Annotated in this window: 11 protein-coding genes; 3 read left to right on the forward strand and 8 right to left on the reverse strand. The window is 65.9% G+C overall.

Annotated elements, in window-relative coordinates; translation table 11 throughout:
• Positions 1 to 13 precede the first annotated feature (13 nt).
• The 4 genes from PE061_RS20830 to PE061_RS20845 all read right to left on the reverse strand — a co-directional run bounded on the left by PE061_RS20830 (position 14) and on the right by PE061_RS20845 (position 7,634).
• The gene (locus PE061_RS20830) at positions 14 to 1,141 is read right to left on the reverse strand and encodes a membrane dipeptidase (protein WP_271257045.1); all 1,128 of its coding nucleotides are present in this window, start codon (positions 1,139 to 1,141) and stop codon (positions 14 to 16) included.
• Positions 1,141 to 3,579 carry a S9 family peptidase gene (locus PE061_RS20835; protein ID WP_271257046.1) on the reverse strand — a complete coding sequence of 813 codons (2,439 nt, stop codon included), beginning with the start codon at positions 3,577 to 3,579 and terminating at the stop codon, positions 1,141 to 1,143. Before PE061_RS20835 ends, PE061_RS20830 begins: the two co-directional genes overlap by 1 nt.
• A 62-nt stretch (positions 3,580 to 3,641) precedes the next feature.
• Complete coding sequence (locus PE061_RS20840) at positions 3,642 to 6,383, reverse strand: TonB-dependent receptor domain-containing protein (protein ID WP_271257047.1); 2,742 nt, start codon at positions 6,381 to 6,383, stop codon at positions 3,642 to 3,644.
• A gap of 201 nt (positions 6,384 to 6,584) precedes the next feature.
• The gene (locus PE061_RS20845; RefSeq protein WP_271257048.1) at positions 6,585 to 7,634 is read right to left on the reverse strand and encodes a DUF1611 domain-containing protein; all 1,050 of its coding nucleotides are present in this window, start codon (positions 7,632 to 7,634) and stop codon (positions 6,585 to 6,587) included.
• 145 nt (positions 7,635 to 7,779) lie between these two features.
• Here PE061_RS20845 and PE061_RS20850 point away from each other — a divergent pair, with 145 nt between their 5' ends.
• The 3 genes from PE061_RS20850 to PE061_RS20860 all read left to right on the forward strand — a co-directional run bounded on the left by PE061_RS20850 (position 7,780) and on the right by PE061_RS20860 (position 11,564).
• Positions 7,780 to 8,706: a LysR substrate-binding domain-containing protein gene (locus PE061_RS20850; protein WP_271257049.1), complete on the forward strand. Its 927-nt coding sequence runs from the start codon at positions 7,780 to 7,782 to the stop codon at positions 8,704 to 8,706.
• Between the two features lie 154 nt (positions 8,707 to 8,860).
• Positions 8,861 to 10,177 carry a spinster family MFS transporter gene (locus PE061_RS20855; protein WP_271257050.1) on the forward strand — a complete coding sequence of 439 codons (1,317 nt, stop codon included), beginning with the start codon at positions 8,861 to 8,863 and terminating at the stop codon, positions 10,175 to 10,177.
• Positions 10,178 to 10,181: 4 nt separating this feature from the next.
• Positions 10,182 to 11,564, forward strand: coding sequence for a peptide MFS transporter (locus PE061_RS20860; protein WP_271257051.1), 1,383 nt, complete (start codon positions 10,182 to 10,184; stop codon positions 11,562 to 11,564).
• Positions 11,565 to 11,588: 24 nt separating this feature from the next.
• On the opposite strand, the gene PE061_RS20865 is transcribed toward PE061_RS20860, so the two are convergent.
• The 4 genes from PE061_RS20865 to PE061_RS20880 form a co-directional block, all read right to left on the reverse strand.
• Positions 11,589 to 13,769, reverse strand: a complete 2,181-nt coding sequence (locus PE061_RS20865) for a M28 family peptidase (protein WP_271257052.1) — start codon at positions 13,767 to 13,769, stop codon at positions 11,589 to 11,591.
• Positions 13,770 to 13,814: 45 nt separating this feature from the next.
• Positions 13,815 to 15,110, reverse strand: a complete 1,296-nt coding sequence (locus PE061_RS20870) for an MFS transporter (protein ID WP_271257053.1) — start codon at positions 15,108 to 15,110, stop codon at positions 13,815 to 13,817.
• Between the two features lie 64 nt (positions 15,111 to 15,174).
• Positions 15,175 to 15,900 (reverse strand): IclR family transcriptional regulator, encoded by a 726-nt coding sequence (locus tag PE061_RS20875; RefSeq protein WP_271257054.1) that lies wholly within the window; start codon positions 15,898 to 15,900, stop codon positions 15,175 to 15,177.
• Positions 15,901 to 15,988: 88 nt separating this feature from the next.
• Positions 15,989 to 16,753, reverse strand: coding sequence for an SDR family NAD(P)-dependent oxidoreductase (locus PE061_RS20880; protein ID WP_271257055.1), 765 nt, complete (start codon positions 16,751 to 16,753; stop codon positions 15,989 to 15,991).
• Between the last annotated feature and the right edge of the window lie 5 nt (positions 16,754 to 16,758).

Consider the following 16,758-nt stretch of genomic DNA (forward strand, 5'->3'; position numbering starts at 1 on the left):
CGTTCCGACGTCATCAGCTGCCGATGCTCGCCGCATAAACCCGCATCCAGTTTTCGCCCATCACCTTGTCGATCTCTTCCTTGCTCCACCCCCGGCGGACCATCTCGGCGCGAACCGCCGGCAGCTTCGAAATGTCCTCGAAGCCCTGCGCATACTGGATCGGGTCCTGAACATAGGTCATCTCCGGCGGGAACGCGAAGGACTCGTCAGGATGGATGACGGACGTCGCGCCCGTCGTGAAGTCGCCGCCGATGCCGATATGATCGACCCCGACGAGCCTTTTCAGATAATCGAGTTCATCCACGTAGCGCTTCACGTCGGCACGCCGTTTCGGCGCCTTGCGCTTGCCGACGTCGTCGCGGCCCCAGCTCATGAACGGGTCGATGGCGCTCACCCCGAAGAGGCCGCCGGTTCCGGCGATCCCCTCGATCACGCGGTCGGAGGTGTTGCGCGGGTTTGCGTTGAGCGCCGCGACATTCGAATGCGTGCAAACGACAGGCCGCTCCGCCATCGCGATGATGTCGAGACTGGAGCGTTCCCCCGTATGGCCGCCGACATCCACGAGGATGCCGAGCGACTGCATTTGCGCGACGATTTCCCGCCCCGCCTTGGTGAGGCCGACGTGCGGGTCAAGGCAGCCGCCGGCAAAGGCATTGGTCAGGTTGTAGATGAGGCCGGCGACGCGAAGGCCGAGGTCGTAGAAGAGCCGCATCGTCGTCTTCGGCGGTTTCGACCACCAGTCGCTTTCGCCTTTCATCACGAAGAGATCGGCTTCCTGCCAGCCGATCGTGAGGGAGATCTTGCCTTCCCGCTTGATCCGGCGGATGTCGGCGGCGGTTTTCGCGATCTCCACATCCTTTGAATTCTGCGCCGCGAACTCGAGCAGCTGCGACATCTGGAGAAGCGTCGGCAACATGCTGACGTTCCAGCAATCGACACCGCCCTTGCGGAGCAAGGCAAGATACTCGGGCGTCGGTGCGGCCGGGCTGCACCCGTCGACGACAACCGGCCCGATCGGCGCCGCTTCCGCCTCGACCGTACCGGCAACGGCGGAACCGGCCGCAGCCGTGCCCGTTGCGGCGGCAAGAAGGCTCCCACCGGCGAATTTCATCAGTCCGCGACGGTTCATTTCAGACGTCATCACTCAGTCTCCCGCAAAACCTGCTCCGCCCTTCGCGCGAACGGCATCGGCGGCTCCTGATGCTTCAAATGCCGGACGAAGAATCCCGCGAGCCGGCGCACCACATAGGGGTGATACCCGACATCGTGGGCCGCGTTCGGAACGTACACGAGGTCGAATTCCTTGCCGGCCCTGATCAGCGCGTCCGACAGCGCGACGGTCTGGTTGAAGGGCACGTTCTGGTCGATCTCGCCGGCGACCAGCATCAGCCTGCCCTGAAGGCGATCCGCGAGGTGCAGATTGTCGACCCGTGCATAGGCATCGTCCCCGCCCCCGGGAACGCCGAAGAATCGCTCGAGCGAGATCGACGAGATCATGGTTCGATAGTCGTGCGGGCCCGCGATCGAGACGGCGGCCTTGTAGAAGTCCGGAAACAACAGGATGGCGCGTGCCGAGGCGTAGCCGCCGAACGAAATGCCGGTGATGCCGACGCGCTCCAGATCCATATAGGGCCGGGTCGCAGCGGCGGACCTGATCCCGGCGACATGATCGGCGAGCGCGAACGAATCCTCGTCCTTCATCGGCGCCGTGTGGAAAGCCCTCGATCGCCGCGGCGTGCCGCGCCCGTCCTGAATGACGATGACGAACCCCAGTTCCGCGAGCGCCTGCATCCACGCGGCGCGCGCGCCGAGCGCGTCCGTGAACCCCTGCGGCGCGAACGACACCTGCGGGCCGGCATAAATCTGCTCGATCACCGGATAGCGCCTGCGCTTGTCGAAATTCGTCGGCTTCAGGAGAACGCCGTGGATGTCGTGCGCGCCGTCGGCGCTTTTCGCGACGAAGCGCTCCGGCGGCGACCACCCGGCCTCGAACAGCGCGCCTGCATCCGCATCGACGAGATCGGCGATGAGCGTGCCGTCTGCCGAGCGCACGACCGTGCGCGGCGGTTCCGACACGGTCGAGTAGGTGTCGACGAAATAGCGCCCGCTGGGCGAGAAGCGGCGCACCGGCGTATCGTAGTGCCCGTTGAGGCCCCGCGCCGGAAAGTTCGTGTAGGCGTGGTCCGCGTTCTCCGGCGTCAGCAGCTTCAGGCCGCTTCCGTCGAGATCGACGCGGTACAGGTGGCGATAATAGGGATTGCGCCCCGCCTCCCTGCCGCCCGCCGTGAAATAGACGACGCCCGCCGCCTCGTCGACGCGGATGATGTCGAAGACCACCCAGTCGCCCTTGGTGACGGCATTCCTGAGCGCGCCGGTTCTCGCATCGTAGCGGTAGAGATGCCCCCAGCCGCTGCGCTCCGACCACCAGAGCAATTCGCCGCGGCTCGCCAGCAGGCGCACGTTGGGCACATGGTAGTCGAAAGGGTTGAGGTTGAGATACTGGTCATCCCGCTCTTCGAGCACCGTCCGGCTCGTGCCCGTTTCGAGATCGACGGCAACCACGCCGAGCGCGCGCGAATCGCGTGTCGACGTCACGAGGTAGAGCGTGCCGTCCTCCATGTCCCAGCCGGGCTCGCCGACGATCGCCCAGTACGGCGCATAGTCGTTGAAACCGAGCGCGCCGCCATCGACCGGAACGACGCGGCCGCTTCGGCGGTCGATCAGCGAAAGAGCATGGCGCGTCCTTGGCGCGTCCCCGGGGGTCGGCATCGCGATCTCGTGCGCGATCGGGCGCGGCGAATCCGGGGCGAGATACTCGACGACATAGGGCGCGGCCTTCACGCCCCGGTCGTCGGTGCGCACGGCAAGAATATAGCGCCCGTCCGGGGACCAGCTTGCGCCGGGATAGGTCGGCGCCTCCAACCCGCGGCGCTCCTCCACGTAGGTCGTCTTGAAGGCCGTATACCGGTAGGGAAACGCCGCCGTCCCGTCCGTCGTCAGCGGCCGCTCCCGGCCGTTCGACGTGTCGCGCAGCCAGAGATTATGGTCGCGGGCGAAAACCGCGTGCGCACCGTCCGGAGAGAGGGCGGCGGCCGGGTCGGACGCCGCCTCAACCCTTGTGCTGCAGAACACGGCGTCGCGGCTGCATTCGAACGTCTTGTCGCCGGCCGAGAAGATGACCCTTTTCAAGCCGTCCGAGTATCGGAAGGACGCGAACGGCAATTTGCCCGGCGAAACCGCCTCGCCGAGTTCGAGCGAAAGCATCCGTGCGATCGCTTCATGATTGAAGGACGGCGCGGCGTCTCCGGTCGCCGCGTCGACGGTCTCGAACCGGAAGCCGCCGCTGTTCTCCCGGCGATACCAGAACTGGTCGGTTTCCCCGATCCAGTTCGGAACCGGCGCAGCGTTGAGGACGAGACTGCGGACAGCGTCCGGATAGAACTGCGCCGCACGCTCGAAATCGGCGCGCGTCAGATCAGGCGCCCGGTCGCTTGCTCCGAACCGGTCAAGGCCTCCGCACGATCCGGAAAGCAGCATGAGCGCTCCGGCCAGTGCCCTCCACGCCAATCCCCTCGACATACGCGTCTTCCCAAGGCAAGGACGGCGGCGCCTCGCCGGGCGCCGCCGTCATCCACGTATCGTCAGTAGCGGACGGTGAACGTCAGGCCCGTCGTCCGCGGCCTGTTGATGAAGGCCGACGACCTGTTGCCGTCGAGCACACCGCCCACCAGCGTCGCCGCGCTCGTCGGAATGGTGATCGCCTGAAGTTCCAGATCGTTGAAGACGTTGTTCATGTAGGCCGTCAGCGACCACCGCTCGGTTTCAAGGCCGAGCCGCAGGTTCAGCATCTCCATGCTCCCGAGCCTGCCGGACGGGAAGTTCTGCGGGAAGGTCTCGCGCTCGCCGATATACTGGAACGCAACCTGCCCGGTCAGCTCGATATCGCCCACGCCAAGCGGATAGTTGAAATCCGCGCCGGTCGAGAACGAGACCTTCGGGACGTTCGGCGGACGGTTCCCCTTGGCAAGGTCCTGGTAGTCCGCAGGCGCGCCGCCGATGGCGAAAACGGACATGCCCTTGGTGTATTCCGCCTCCGTGTAGTTGCCGCTGAAGAACAGCGAAACATTGCGGTTCACCTTGTAGAGACTTTCGATCTCGAGGCCGTAGATGCGCAATTGCGGTCCGTTCGCCGTCAGCGCGCCCGGATTGCTGATACCGATCTGCGGCGTGTCGAAATCGGAATAGAAGCCGGCGATATTGAACGTGACGTTGCCGTCCATCCACCGGGTCTTCAGGCCCACCTCGCCCGTCACGATATCGTCGGAGTCGTAGGTCAGCGCGTCCTCGAATGCCGGCGAGCCGACCGGGCCGAAGCCCATCGCCGAGAACGGGCTGTTGAGGCCGCCGTTCCGGACTCCCCGCGCGATCGTTCCGTAAAGCATCGCATCGTCGGTGATATCGTATTCGAATCCGGCGCGCGGCAGGAAGGTATTCAGTTTGAAATCGAAGCTGACGCCCGGCCCTCCGGGTGCGGTCAATGCCTCCACGTCGTTCGGAACCGGGAAATAGACCGGCGCGAAGATGTCGGAAGGGTCGGTGAAGATCGGGGAGAAGATGCCGATCACGTAGGATTCGACCAGCGTCGATCGCACCTTTTCGTTCACGTAGCGCGCGCCGGCGAAAAGCCGGAAGCGCTCCGACACGTCATAGTTGAATTCCACGAACGCGGAGAACTGGCGGGTGTCCACCTTCGTGGTCGTCCGCTCGATCTCCGTCGTGCCGCTATCCGTGATGTTGGCGTAGCCGTTCCCCGAAACGAGCGCCGTGTCGACCGATTTCGTGTCCTGATAGAACGCGCCGGCGACGAAATTCAGCGGCGATTCGAAATCCGAAATGAAGCGGAACTCCTGCGACACGCTTTTTTCCTTGCCCTGGGTGCGGGCTATCGCGGTCAGATCGGACGACAGGAGGTTGCTCGCCGTATTGAAGGGCGGGAACGCGTTGAAGAAACCTTCGAAGCCATAGGTGTAGGCCGAGCTGAAGGTCTCCCCGCGGCGCTTCCGCTTGTAGAGGCCCGTGATCGATTCGATCGTCACCGGTCCGCCGCTATAGGAAATCTTGCCGCTGTAGAGTTCGAAATCGTCCTCGTTCAGACCGTCGATGAGGCTGAGCGACGGCGCAATCAGGTCTTCCGTTCCCACCGAACTGCCGATCGTCGTCGGCTCGATGAAGTTGAGCTCGCCGATATCGTCACGGCCTATGTGCGCCGCGAGGCGGATGCTCAGGTCCTCGGTCGGCTTGAAAAGAACGACGGCGCGCCCGCCATAGGACTCGAAATCGTTCATGTCCTTCTTGTTGAGGCCGAGGTTGTCGATATAGCCGTCGTCCTTGCGATAGAAACCGACCACGCGCACGCCGAGCTTGCCCGGAACGAGAATGAAGCTCGTCGCGTTATCGACGCGGTAGTTGAAGCCGCCATGGTTGGTGGCGCTGAGGCCATTGCTCCACATGCCTTCGATCACCTTGCCGCTGTCGAGATCGGGGTCGGACGAGAAATAGCGGATCGCGCCGCCCATCGCGCCCTCGCCGAAATAGGTCGGCTGCGGACCGCGAAGGATCTCGATCCGGTCGAAGTCGAAGAAGTTGAAATCGCGCTGCGCCGCAGTTGCCGACGCCACGGGAATGTCGTCGACGAGTATGGACACGAGCGGCTGGAGGCGGTTGCCCGAGACCTGGATGCTGTTCGTCACGCCGCGAATGTTGATCTCGTTCGTGTTCGGGCCGCGATCGAGAAGCTCGACGCCGGCAACCCGGTTCGACAGGTCCTCGAAATCGACGATGCCGGAACGGCGAAGCTCCCGGCCATCGAGTGCGGCGATACTGCCGCCGATATTCTGGATGGATTCCTGGCGGAATCGCGCCGTGACCACGATCTCCTCGCGCTCGTTGCTTTCAACGGCGACATCCTGTGCCGCAGCACCATTCGCACCGAAAATGAACGTCGAAATCCCTGCGAAGAGCGACGCCTTCAATCCCCTGCCTGCCACTTTCATCTCCCTGCCTTCACCTGTTGGTTTGGGGGTGATGACGATCACCCCCTTCTTGGTGAGGCGGGCGGAAAATCCTGTGCGCTGAAGCAGAATTGCGAGCGCTTCATCGACCGTGTGCCGTCCGAGAACGTGCGGGACGTCCCGGACATCGGCCAGATCGGGCGGGTAGAGAAGCTGCACACCGGTAAGACGCACCAGTGACGACAGCGCCTCCCCGAGAGTCTCCTCTTCGATGCGGACATCATAAGAGCGGACTTCCGGCAAAGCCTGAGCGTTCGCGGCAGCGACCACGCAGACGGCAAGGGCGCCGCCGAGCGTGAGCTGCCGTCGCAAGCTCAACCCCTCCCTTTTCCGGCCGGGCATAACGGCGCATATCGGATCTTCACACCAGCCCTGCAAATGAAGACTGGCGCGGTGCGAAAACCCGTAAAATTTTCTTCAAAGAAACGTCGCAACAATATTTCCCCGCGATCCGCACACGGAACCCGGCCGGCATAGCCTGCTTCACGGGTGACGCATAGGCTTCAACATACATCATTGTATTTTCAGCTCTTTGCCCTCGGCCGCATCGGCCCGAGGGAAATCGGCCAGCACGTCCACGACGGTCTCAACGCCCGTCCGCATCGGATCGAAGCAGGCGAGTCCCGTCTCTTCCTCCGTCCGAAGCAGCGTCTCGAACGCCTCGCTTTCGGGCATCGCGGACGTGTTCAGCGATATGCCGACGAAGCGCGCCGCGGGATTGGCCGCGCGCGCCAGCGGCAGGTAGGCGTTCATGGCCTCGCTGACCGTCGGGCATCGGACGTGCGGGAAATCGTTCAGCCTCTCCCGCAGCGGATCGTCGCAAAGGACGAGGGCATCCGGCTGCGAGCCGTAGAGCAGCCCGAGCGTCACCGGGGCATAGGCGGGATGAAGGATCGCGCCCTGCCCCTCGATCACGTCCCAGTGATCCGGATCGTTGCCGGGCGACAGCATCTCCGCGGCGCCCGAGATGAAGTCGCCGACCACGGCATCGACCGCAATTCCGCCCCCGGCAATCAGGATGCCGGTCTGGCCGGTCGCGCGGAAATCGGCCTTCAATCCCCGCGCCTTCATTCCCCGCGCGATCGCCATCGCCGTATATTTCTTTCCCAGCGCGCAGTCCGTTCCGACGGTCAGCAGGCGTAGCCCGGAACGGGGTTTGCCGTTGCCCACCGGCAGGGAAAGCGTGTTGTGGCGCACGTCGTGGAGCGTGCGGCCGAGCGTTGCCGCCAGCTCCGCGATTTCCGGAATATCCTTCAGTCGGCTGTGGAGCCCGGACGCGATGTCGAGCCCGGCCCGAAGCGCGGCCTGCAAGACCGGCACCCAGTGCGCCGGCAGCACGCCGCCCTGCGGCGCGATACCGATCACGGCGGTTTTCGCGCCCTCCTGCGCAGCTTGTTCCACCGTCATCCGGGGCAGGCCGAGATCGACCGCGTCCTCGGAGAATACGAGCTGGCTGATGCAATCTTCGCGCGCCCAATCGCGCAGGCCGAACGCGGTCTTCGCGTTGCGCGGGTTGGTCATGTCGCCGATAAGGAGAAGAAACGGCTTCTTGATCGTCAGCATATTCCCTGTACATATCCGTTTGCCTGTGCGCGGACGCGGCGAAGCGCCGACGCGAACCGGTGCGTTGCGATTGCAGCCGGTTTGACCTGTCGCCGCACACAAGACAAACCAGTAGTCCTAAGGCATGGACGAGCGCCGCTAAAGCATGTTCCTGAACTCGCAGACCCTCGCCTCGCTCCGCTTTTTCGAAGCCGCCGCGCGCAAGTTGAGTTTCCGGAAAGCGGCGGCCGAGCTCCATGTGACGGACGGCGCGGTGAGCCAGCAGATCAAGCATCTCGAAGAGGCGCTGGGACAGAAGCTGTTCCTTCGTCTGCCCCGGAGCATCGCGCTCACGGAGCAAGGCGAACGCTTCGCCTTCATCGTCCGGAAGGCCCTGACGGACATTGAAAACGAGGCGCGCGCGCTCAGCGTGGGGCGCGCAAGCACGGAAATCCGCATACGCGTCAATCCGTCCTTCGCCCTGCGCTGGCTGATGCCGCGCCTCAACGACTTTTATGCCAGGTACCCGGAGATAAAGCTCTTCATGATCGCCGAATACGGCGATATCGACCTGTCGGAACGGGATTTCGACATCACGATCGAACAATCGACGCAGCCGCTTGCCGGCCTTCACTCGGAAAGATTGTTCGACGAGTATATCACGCCCGTTTGTACGCCCGGCTATCTGGAAGCCCATCCCGGCCTCAAGACGCCTGACGGGCTCGCAGACTGTACACTCCTGCACGATGCCCATGCCTGGAGCGGCGGCGGCAACGATGCGGAATGGGAGACCTGGCTCGAGGAAGCCGGTGCCTTGCCTGCCCTACGGACGCACGGCCGGTTCTTCAGCCTCGCCGACATGGCGATCCAGGCCGCGCTCAACGATCAGGGCGTCGCGATGGGCCGAACGGCGCTGGTCGGAAACCTGCTCGAAAGCGGCGCGCTCACAGCCCCATTCCCCCTGAAAGTGAAAAGCCCCGCCTCCTATTGGCTTGCTTACCCAAAAGAGTTTTCGGCCGCGCCGGCGATTGCGTCCGTAAGCAACTGGCTGAAGGCCCACGCTGGGCATTTTCTCCTCGCCTCACCCTTTTGAAGCGCCCGGCAAACGTCGGACCAGCCTTCGATCCCGTTCATCGAGACATACACTTATGTATTGACAAGATGACGGGCTGCGGCTCTTTCTGTCGGCACGCGGGAGGCGGCGGCAACACGCGATGACATTCGCCGCGTGCGTCGGGAGGGACCAAATGGACGTCAACGCATCCGGCACGGTGTCAGCGCCGCCGCCTTCGTCCGGCGCGCGCCTGCCGGGGCGCTATTGGGTGCTCGCCGTGATGACGCTGGTCTATGCGCTCAACATCGCCGACCGCTTCGTGCTTTCGACGCTCATCGAACCGATCAAGGCGGAGTTCGCGCTTTCGGACAGCGCCGTCGGCTTCCTCACGGGAGTCGCGCTCGCGCTTTTCTACACGACCGCCGGTCTGCCGCTCGGCATCCTTGCGGACCGTGTCAACCGCCGGAAGATGATCGGCTGGGCGCTGGCGATCTGGTCGCTGTTCACGGCCTTTTGCGGCCTTGCGCAGAATTTCTGGCAACTGCTCGTCGCGCGCATCGGCGTCGGTATCGGCGAAGCCGGCGGAACGCCGCCCTCGCATTCCATCATCGCCGACTATTTCCGTCCGTCCGAGCGCGTTGTCGCGATGTCGATCTACGCGCTCGGCGTCTCGCTCGGGTCTGCGATCGGCGGCATCGGCGGGGGGCTGCTCACGGAACAGTTCGGCTGGCGCACCTGCCTCATCATCTTCGCCTTCGCCAGCCTGCCCGTGCTCCTGATGCTCCTCACCATTCGCGAGCCGCGCCGCGGCGCGTGCGATCCGGGCGTCGCCGCCGACGCTCGAAAGCCGGGTTTCCGCGAAGGCCTCGACTTCATCCGCTCGCAGCGCGCGCTGATGCACGTGATCGCCGGCGGCACGGTGGCGACGTTTGCGGGCGGCGGCCTCGTCTGGTGGACACCCGCCTTCCTCGGCCGGTCCCACGGCCTCAGCGTGGGAGAGGCCGGGCTTCAGGTCGGCCTGATGAGCGGCGCGGCCGGCGCTGCGGCGATGGTGGCGGCGATGGCCCTGATGATCCGCATGGCGCGCATGGACCCGAAATGGCAGTGCTATTTCCTCGCGGGCCTCACGCTGCTGATCACGATTCCGGGCGTCGCGGCCCACGTCGTCTCCGACCGCGCGACCGCCATCGCCCTGCTCTGGCTTTTCGTCCCGTTCATCAACGTGATGATCGGCCCCACCCTCGCGCTCATCCAGAATCTGACACGCCCCGATGTCCGCGGCTTCACGGTCGCCGTGCTGCTGTTCACGGCGAACATCGCGAACCTCGCGATTGCACCGCAACTGATCGGCTTCGTGTCGGACGTGCTTGCCAGCCGGATCGCCGATCCCGTCCATTCGCTGCGTTATGCCCTCGCGGGCTTCGGGCTCACCGGTATCTGGGCGGCATGGCATTTCCATGCCGCGGTGCGCTCGCTGAAATCTGACCTCGCACGCGCCGGAAGCGCCTGACCCGATGGCAACGGCCCCGGCTGCATCCCTTTCCGCCACCGGCAGCGAGGACCGGAGCTTCCTCGGCCACCCGAAGGGCCTCGCCTATCTCGCCTTCACGGAGGCATGGGAGCGCCTTTCCTTCTATGGCATGTCTGGGCTGCTGCTGCTCTACATGATCCAGCGTCTGCTGACGCCGGAGGTCGCGGACGGCGTGCTCGGTTTCGACCGGCTGCGGGCGGGGATCGAGGCGCTGACCGGGCCGCTTTCCGACCAGGCGTTCGCAAGCCAGGTGTTCAGCCTCTATTCGGGGCTCGTCTATTTCACGCCGGTCTTCGGCGGATTGCTCGCCGACCGGCTTCTCGGCCAGCGCCGTGCCGTGGTGCTGGGCGCCCTGCTCATGGTGGCGGGTCATGGCCTGATGGCGTTCGACGCCAGCTTCCTGATCGCGCTGTCGCTGCTGATCGCCGGAACCGGGTGCCTCAAGGGCAACATCTCCGTGCAGGTCGGGCATCTGTACCAGCCGGACGACGAGGGGCGGCGCACCCGCGCCTTCGCGATCTTCTACGGCGCGATCAACACCGGCGCCCTGCTCGGCCCCCTCGTCTGCGGCATCCTCGCGCAGGTCTACGGCTGGCATGTCGGCTTCGGCGCGGCCGGCGCGCTCATGCTCGTCGCGCTCATCACCTACTGCACCGGCTGGAAGCATCTCCCTCCCGACCGCAAGCGGCAACGCGGCACGGTTTCGTCCGCGCCGCTGACGGCGAGGGACTGGCGGGTCATTGCCGCATTGCTGTTCCTGAGCGCGATCGGGATTCTGCCCTGCGCGGCCTATTATCAGGAAATGAATGCCGGCCTGCTGCTCATCGAGGCGTCAGTGGACCGCGGACTGTTCGGCTGGACCATTCCGACGCCGTCGTTCAACGCGCTCGACGGCCTCTTCTGCATTCTCGCCGTGCCCTTGCTGGTCTCCCTATGGCACCGGCAGGCGAAACATGGCCGCGAACCGGGGGACATCCGGAAGATCACGATCGGCTATCTCATCATTTCCGGCGCCAACCTGCTGATGGTCATCCCCGCCGGATGGGCCGACAACGGCGCGACGCTCGGCCCGATCTGGCCGGTCATGCTCTACGCGCTGAACGCCCTCGGGTTCATCTTCTATTGGCCGACGCTGCTGGCGCTATTCTCGCGCGCGGCGCCCGCGCAGGTCAATTCGACGATGATGGGCGTCCTCTTTCTTTCCATCTTTCTCGGCAATCTCCTCGTCGGCACACTCGCCGGACTGTGGGAGACGCTGAGCCACGCCAGTTTCTTCGCGCTGCACGCCGCGCTCGCCTTCGGCGCGGTTCTGGTCATGCTGCTCGTGGCGCGCCCGGTGGAACGGCTCCTCGCGCATCCATCGTAAAAAATGCGGCGATTCCCCGTGCGATCACTCCATCCCGATCGTCCGCACGAGGACTTGCCGGTCGCCCACATGCACGGGTTGCGCCGTGTCCGGTCGGCTCTCGACCAGCCTCTTCATGCCCTCGCCGAGCGCATATCGGGTGCGACGCCAGCGGATTTCGGGCAGCGGACCATTGGAAGCGAGCAGGAGCGCGATTTCCATTCGCCGGCACGACCGGCCGGTGCAGCCGACATAGGCGGGGATGCCCCTGATGTCCGGCCGCGTACCGTTGACGGTCACGCTTCGGATTGCGCCGCCCTTCGCGATGAGAAACTCCTGCCGGTCGGCCAGCGGCGAATCCACCGCGATGACGATCTTCCGTTCGTCCCCGAGCGTAGAATCGAAACGAACCTCGACGGTGCCGTCGTCGACGATTGCCGGTGCCGGCGCGTGCCAGTTGCCGTTGTCGTCTGGCGTATCGGCGAAATCCGCGACCGCCTTCATGGATTCCGGAATCGGGCCGTTGTTCTCCACCAGGAACGCGGCCTTCCCGTCCGCATCTTCATGGACCACGGAAAGATGCCGGGGCGCGCCGCGCGTGTAGGCAGGCACGGTCAGGGCGGCGAGGGTCGCGCCCAGAGCGATGACGGCGCAAACCGCCGGGACGAGATGCGAGCGCGGACCATGCAGCGGCATGAACAGCAGGAGCATGAGAACGAGGAGCGCGCTCACCGGCGCAGAATTCTCGATGAACAATCCTTCCTCGAGTCCCCCGGCGAGGGGAAGGGCGATGACGGTGAACAGGACCGCCGCGACCGCGAGCAACAGGACCACGAAACGCCACGACGGCGCAAAGCATGACGCGGCCGCGGCGGCGATGACCGCGACGAGAGGCCATGCCGCCAGGATCGACAATCCCGGGATGAACACGAAAGCCGCGAGGATCGGCACGCTGATCCAGATCCAGGCGGATGCGGCCGACCGCGACGGGTTCTCCGCGCGCATCAGGTGGACGACGAGTCCCGCGCCCGCAAGCGCGGCCGCCGCAAAGGCGAGCCTGAGGACGGCGGGATAGGCGGTGCCGAACGCCGCATCGGCCCTCAGCGCCGCGATTAGCGCGCCGACGGCCACCGATGCGCCCACCCCCGCGATCAGCGCGAGCGGCGGCAGCAGCATCGCCTTCCGTCGCCCGCCGCGGCCCGCGCGCAGAAAGACGACGGCGGCCGCGGCCGCGCCGAGCCCGAGGAGAACGACCGCCGCGCCGTGCGGCAGCACGAGCGTGACCTTGCGGTCGAGATCGGTGAAGACGCGCTCGCCTTCCGCCCCCTTCGGCCGTGTCTCCGCAAAGCCGGTCGCAGCGGCAAGGACGCTCGCGCCCATGTGGCGCACGGAGCGCACGTCCAGATGCGAAAGATCGTCGAGCGGCGTATGATAGCGCTTGCCCGCGCCGATGATGGAATAGTTCGCGGCGTCGACGCCCATCGGCAGGAACATGGTGAGGTCGGTGTCGTTGGGCAGAAGCTCGTAGAAATCCGTCGCGAGCGCATTGGCCGAGGCCATCTGCCCGCCCGCGATCAGGGCGTCGAGATCATGGGCATTGGGCCGGCTCGTCTGGAACATGTTGACGCCGCCGGTCGTGCCGCGCGCCTCGACGTTCACGACGGCCCCGACCTGCGCGCGCAGCGGGTCGTGCGCGGCGAAGGCGGCCGCACCGACAAGCCCGGCCTCCTCGGCGTCGCTGAGCAGCACGAGCACCGGCCGCGCGAGGTCGCGCCCTTTCAGAAGATGCGCGACCTCCAGGATGACCGCGATGCCGATACCGTCGTCCGCGGCGCCCGGGCCTGCCGGTACGGAATCATAATGCGCCGCCAGCATCACCGCGTCGTCGCCGGGCGGCGTCACCCAGAACAGTATGTTGCGGGGGCGGGCGCAGATCGCCGCGCCTTCCCGGATCGCGTTGCAATGGAAGCGTTCCCGGACGAGCGGCGCAAATCCGGCTTTGCGTATCTCGGCAAGCAGCCGCTGCTCGACCGCGTCATTGGCTTCGCTGTCCGTCGGGTGCGGGCGCTGGTCGCCGAGAATGACCGCGAGCCGCCCGATCGCGCGTTCGGTGTCGAACGCCGTTTCGATGCTCCCCGGCGGATGGACGCCGATCGGGCGAAGCGTCCAGAGCGCAAGCAGGGCCATGCAAATCGCAAGCCCGCTCCATGCTTTCCATCCCGCCATGACACCCCCTTGCCCAAGGCCGATCCGGCCGATCCCGAAACGCGCTCAGCGCCGCGGCAACGACAGGATCATCGCCGCTGCGACGAGCCCCCCGAGCCCCATCGCGAGCGATACGACGAGAAGGCTGTTGCCGGCCGCGAAGAGCGCGCCCGCTACGACGGGGCCCACCGCCGATCCGCCGCGGCCGATGCCGATCACGAAGCCCGTGCCGCTGGCCCGCAGCGCCGCCGGGTAGGTCTCCGCGAAGATCGGGTACAGGCCGACGACGCCCGCATTGACGAAGAAGGCGGCCACCGCGGCCGTGATCGAGAGACGCGTCAGGTCTGCGCCCGCAAGGCCGAACGCGCCGATCGCGACGAAGCCCGCGATCATCGCACCGATGACGAGCGGACGCAGTTTGAAACGCTGGCTCGCAAGGCCGATGACGACCGCGCCCAGCAGGTTGCCGACATTGGCGGCGACCAGCACGCCGCCGGCCTGCGACGCATCGAAACCCAGATCGACGACGATCTTCGGGATCCATTTCTGGATGTAATAGAAGAACAGGATCTGCGCGAAATAGGCGGTCGTGAGCAGGATCGTGACACGCGCATAGTCGTGCGTGAACAGCGATGCGATGGACGGCTTGATCACGCGCGCGGGCGGCGGCGGCAACACGTCGATCTCGGGATGGCCGAGCCGCTTCAGGGTCCGGTTGATGCGAACCAGCGCATCGGCCGGACGCCGCGCAATCAGCGAGTCGATGGATTCCGGCAGGAACAGGAGGACGAGCGGAATCATGATCGCGGTCGCCACGGCGCCCAGCATGAACACGGAGCGCCAGTCGCCCGTCACCGCAAGCAGCTTCGTGGCGAGGAGGCCGCCGAGGATCGCGCCGGTCGAAAACCCGGCGATGTTGAGAACGACGTTCAATCCCCGCCGCTTGTCGTTCGAGAACTCGGCGACCATCGCGCTCGTCGTGGAGACCATGCCCCCGATGCCGATGCCGGTGAGGAACCGGATCGCGGACAGCATCTCGACACCGCTTGCGAGCGTCGCGGCATACATGCCGAACGTCATCAGCACGAGGCATCCGAGGATGGTCGGCCGCCGCCCGATGCGATCGGCGACATTGCCGATCAGGACCGACCCGGCCGCCATCCCGAAAAGCTCCATGGACAGGACGACGCCGAGCGTCGCCTTGTCCACGCCCCATTCCTCCGCGATGCCGGGGGCCGCGAAACTGATCGCGAGCACATCGAATCCGTCCAGCGCGTTCAGCGCGATGCACAGCGCCACGACGACGATCTGCAGGGTCCGCATCGGCGTCCCGGCGATCACTACCCTCGGGTCGTTCGTCATGTCATGCCCTCCCGCCTGCGATGCGCGCGAAAGCACGCGCACCCGTGAAACCGACGCTACTGCCCTATTTCAGCCCGGCAAGATGCCGGGTGACGACCGCGGCCAGCTCCGGCCGCCGGTCGAGGCATCGCGATACCGGTCCCACCACCACCACCGACAGAAGACGTTCGCTGCCGGTGAGCGGCATGGCGACCCCCGCCAGATCGGGCGTATACTCGGTGTTGCTCTGGTGCCAGCCCATCGCGTCCGCTTCCTCGAGCCGCGCCTCGACGGCGTCGGGACTCATCGGCGTCGTCGGCGCGTAGGCGATGAAGTCGATCTTCCGGTAAAGCCGCGCGCGCTCGTCCTTCGGCATCTGCGCGAGCAGCGCCCGTCCCGCCGAGCTCGCGTGGATCGGCACCCGGTCGCCCGCTTTCGCGAAGTAGCGGACGGGCTGGGGCGATTCCGCGACGTCGACGAATATCGCGTGGACGCCCGCCGGCGCCGAGATCGCCACCGTCTCTCCGGTCGCCGTCATCAGGTCGCGGGCAAGACGCAGGTATTTTTCGGGAAGCGGCTCGGCGCGCGTCACTGCTTCGGCAAGCACCAGCCAGCGGGAGGCGGGGTAATAGCCGCCCCGTCCACGCGGCTCGTAGAGATAGCCTTTCGACGCGAGCGTGCCCACCAGCTTGAACGTGCTCGAACGCGGCCAGCCGAGGTCTTCCGCGATTTCGGCCGCCGTCGCGGGCTTCAGCCGTCTGGCGAAGTATTCGAGGATTTCCAGCGCATTCGCGGCCTGTCTCACGATCATGGTGCTGTTTGCCTGAAGAGGAGCCCGGACATCCGTATGGCCGAAGCGCAGCGGCCCGGGAAGCCGCCGGCCTCTCCCGGCCGTCCATTCAGCGCGCCGTGAAGCCGCCGTCGACGGGCAGCGCCACGCCGGTCACGAAGCTCGCCTCGTCCGAGACGAGCCACAGCGCCGCGTCGGCGACCTCGCCCGGCTTCACGAGGCGGCCCATCGGCACCGCCGCCATCAGCTTCGCCTCGTTGGCGGCGGCTTCGGCCGGATCGCCGCTGCGGCCGGTGAAGCCGATCTTCATCGGCGTGTCGGCAAGGCCGGGGCACACGACGTTGACACGGATATTGTCGGCCGCGAGCGCCAGCGCGAGCGACTTCGCGAGGCCGACGACGCCCCATTTCGCAGCCGAATAGATGGGGCTCATCATCGAGCCGACCAGTCCCGATACCGAAGCCGTGAAAAGGATCGCGCCGCCGCCGCGCGCGCGCATGTGCGGCGCCGCCTTCCCGGCGCCGAGTGCCGCCGACGTCACGTTGAGCGCGATCGCCTTGTCATAGGCGGCGAGATCAAGATTCTCGACCGAGGCCGGGCCGGGCATCCCCGCGTGCGCCCAAAGGATGTCGAGTCCGCCGAGCGCGGCGGCGGCGGCGTCGATGCTGTCCTTCGCGCCGTCGGGATCGACGAGGTCAGCGACGATCGGCACGACGTTTCCGGCGCCGAAATCGGCGACGAGCGCATCGAGCGCAGGCTTGCTGATGTCGATCGCGGCGACGCGCGCGCCTTCGCGCACGAAGCGTTCGACACCGGCGCGCCCCATGCCGGACGCGGCAGCGGTGACGGCGGCGAGTTTGCCCTGAAGGCGCATGGCGT

The organism is Sphingosinicella microcystinivorans (assembly GCF_027941835.1).
Lineage (GTDB): Bacteria > Pseudomonadota > Alphaproteobacteria > Sphingomonadales > Sphingomonadaceae > Sphingosinicella.

What these genes read in the sequence shown, in the direction of transcription:
- PE061_RS20875 (WP_271257054.1), bottom strand. Translation starts at nt 15,900, where the DNA reads ATGATCGTGAGACAGGCCGCGAATGCGCTGGAAATCCTCGAATACTTC.
- PE061_RS20830 (WP_271257045.1), bottom strand. Translation starts at nt 1,141, where the DNA reads ATGACGTCTGAAATGAACCGTCGCGGACTGATGAAATTCGCCGGTGGG.
- PE061_RS20860 (WP_271257051.1), top strand. Translation starts at nt 10,182, where the DNA reads ATGGCAACGGCCCCGGCTGCATCCCTTTCCGCCACCGGCAGCGAGGAC.
- PE061_RS20845 (WP_271257048.1), bottom strand. Translation starts at nt 7,634, where the DNA reads ATGCTGACGATCAAGAAGCCGTTTCTTCTCCTTATCGGCGACATGACC.
- PE061_RS20835 (WP_271257046.1), bottom strand. Translation starts at nt 3,579, where the DNA reads ATGTCGAGGGGATTGGCGTGGAGGGCACTGGCCGGAGCGCTCATGCTG.
- PE061_RS20850 (WP_271257049.1), top strand. Translation starts at nt 7,780, where the DNA reads ATGTTCCTGAACTCGCAGACCCTCGCCTCGCTCCGCTTTTTCGAAGCC.
- PE061_RS20855 (WP_271257050.1), top strand. Translation starts at nt 8,861, where the DNA reads ATGGACGTCAACGCATCCGGCACGGTGTCAGCGCCGCCGCCTTCGTCC.
- PE061_RS20870 (WP_271257053.1), bottom strand. Translation starts at nt 15,110, where the DNA reads ATGACGAACGACCCGAGGGTAGTGATCGCCGGGACGCCGATGCGGACC.
- PE061_RS20865 (WP_271257052.1), bottom strand. Translation starts at nt 13,769, where the DNA reads ATGGCGGGATGGAAAGCATGGAGCGGGCTTGCGATTTGCATGGCCCTG.
- PE061_RS20880 (WP_271257055.1), bottom strand. Translation starts at nt 16,753, where the DNA reads ATGCGCCTTCAGGGCAAACTCGCCGCCGTCACCGCTGCCGCGTCCGGC.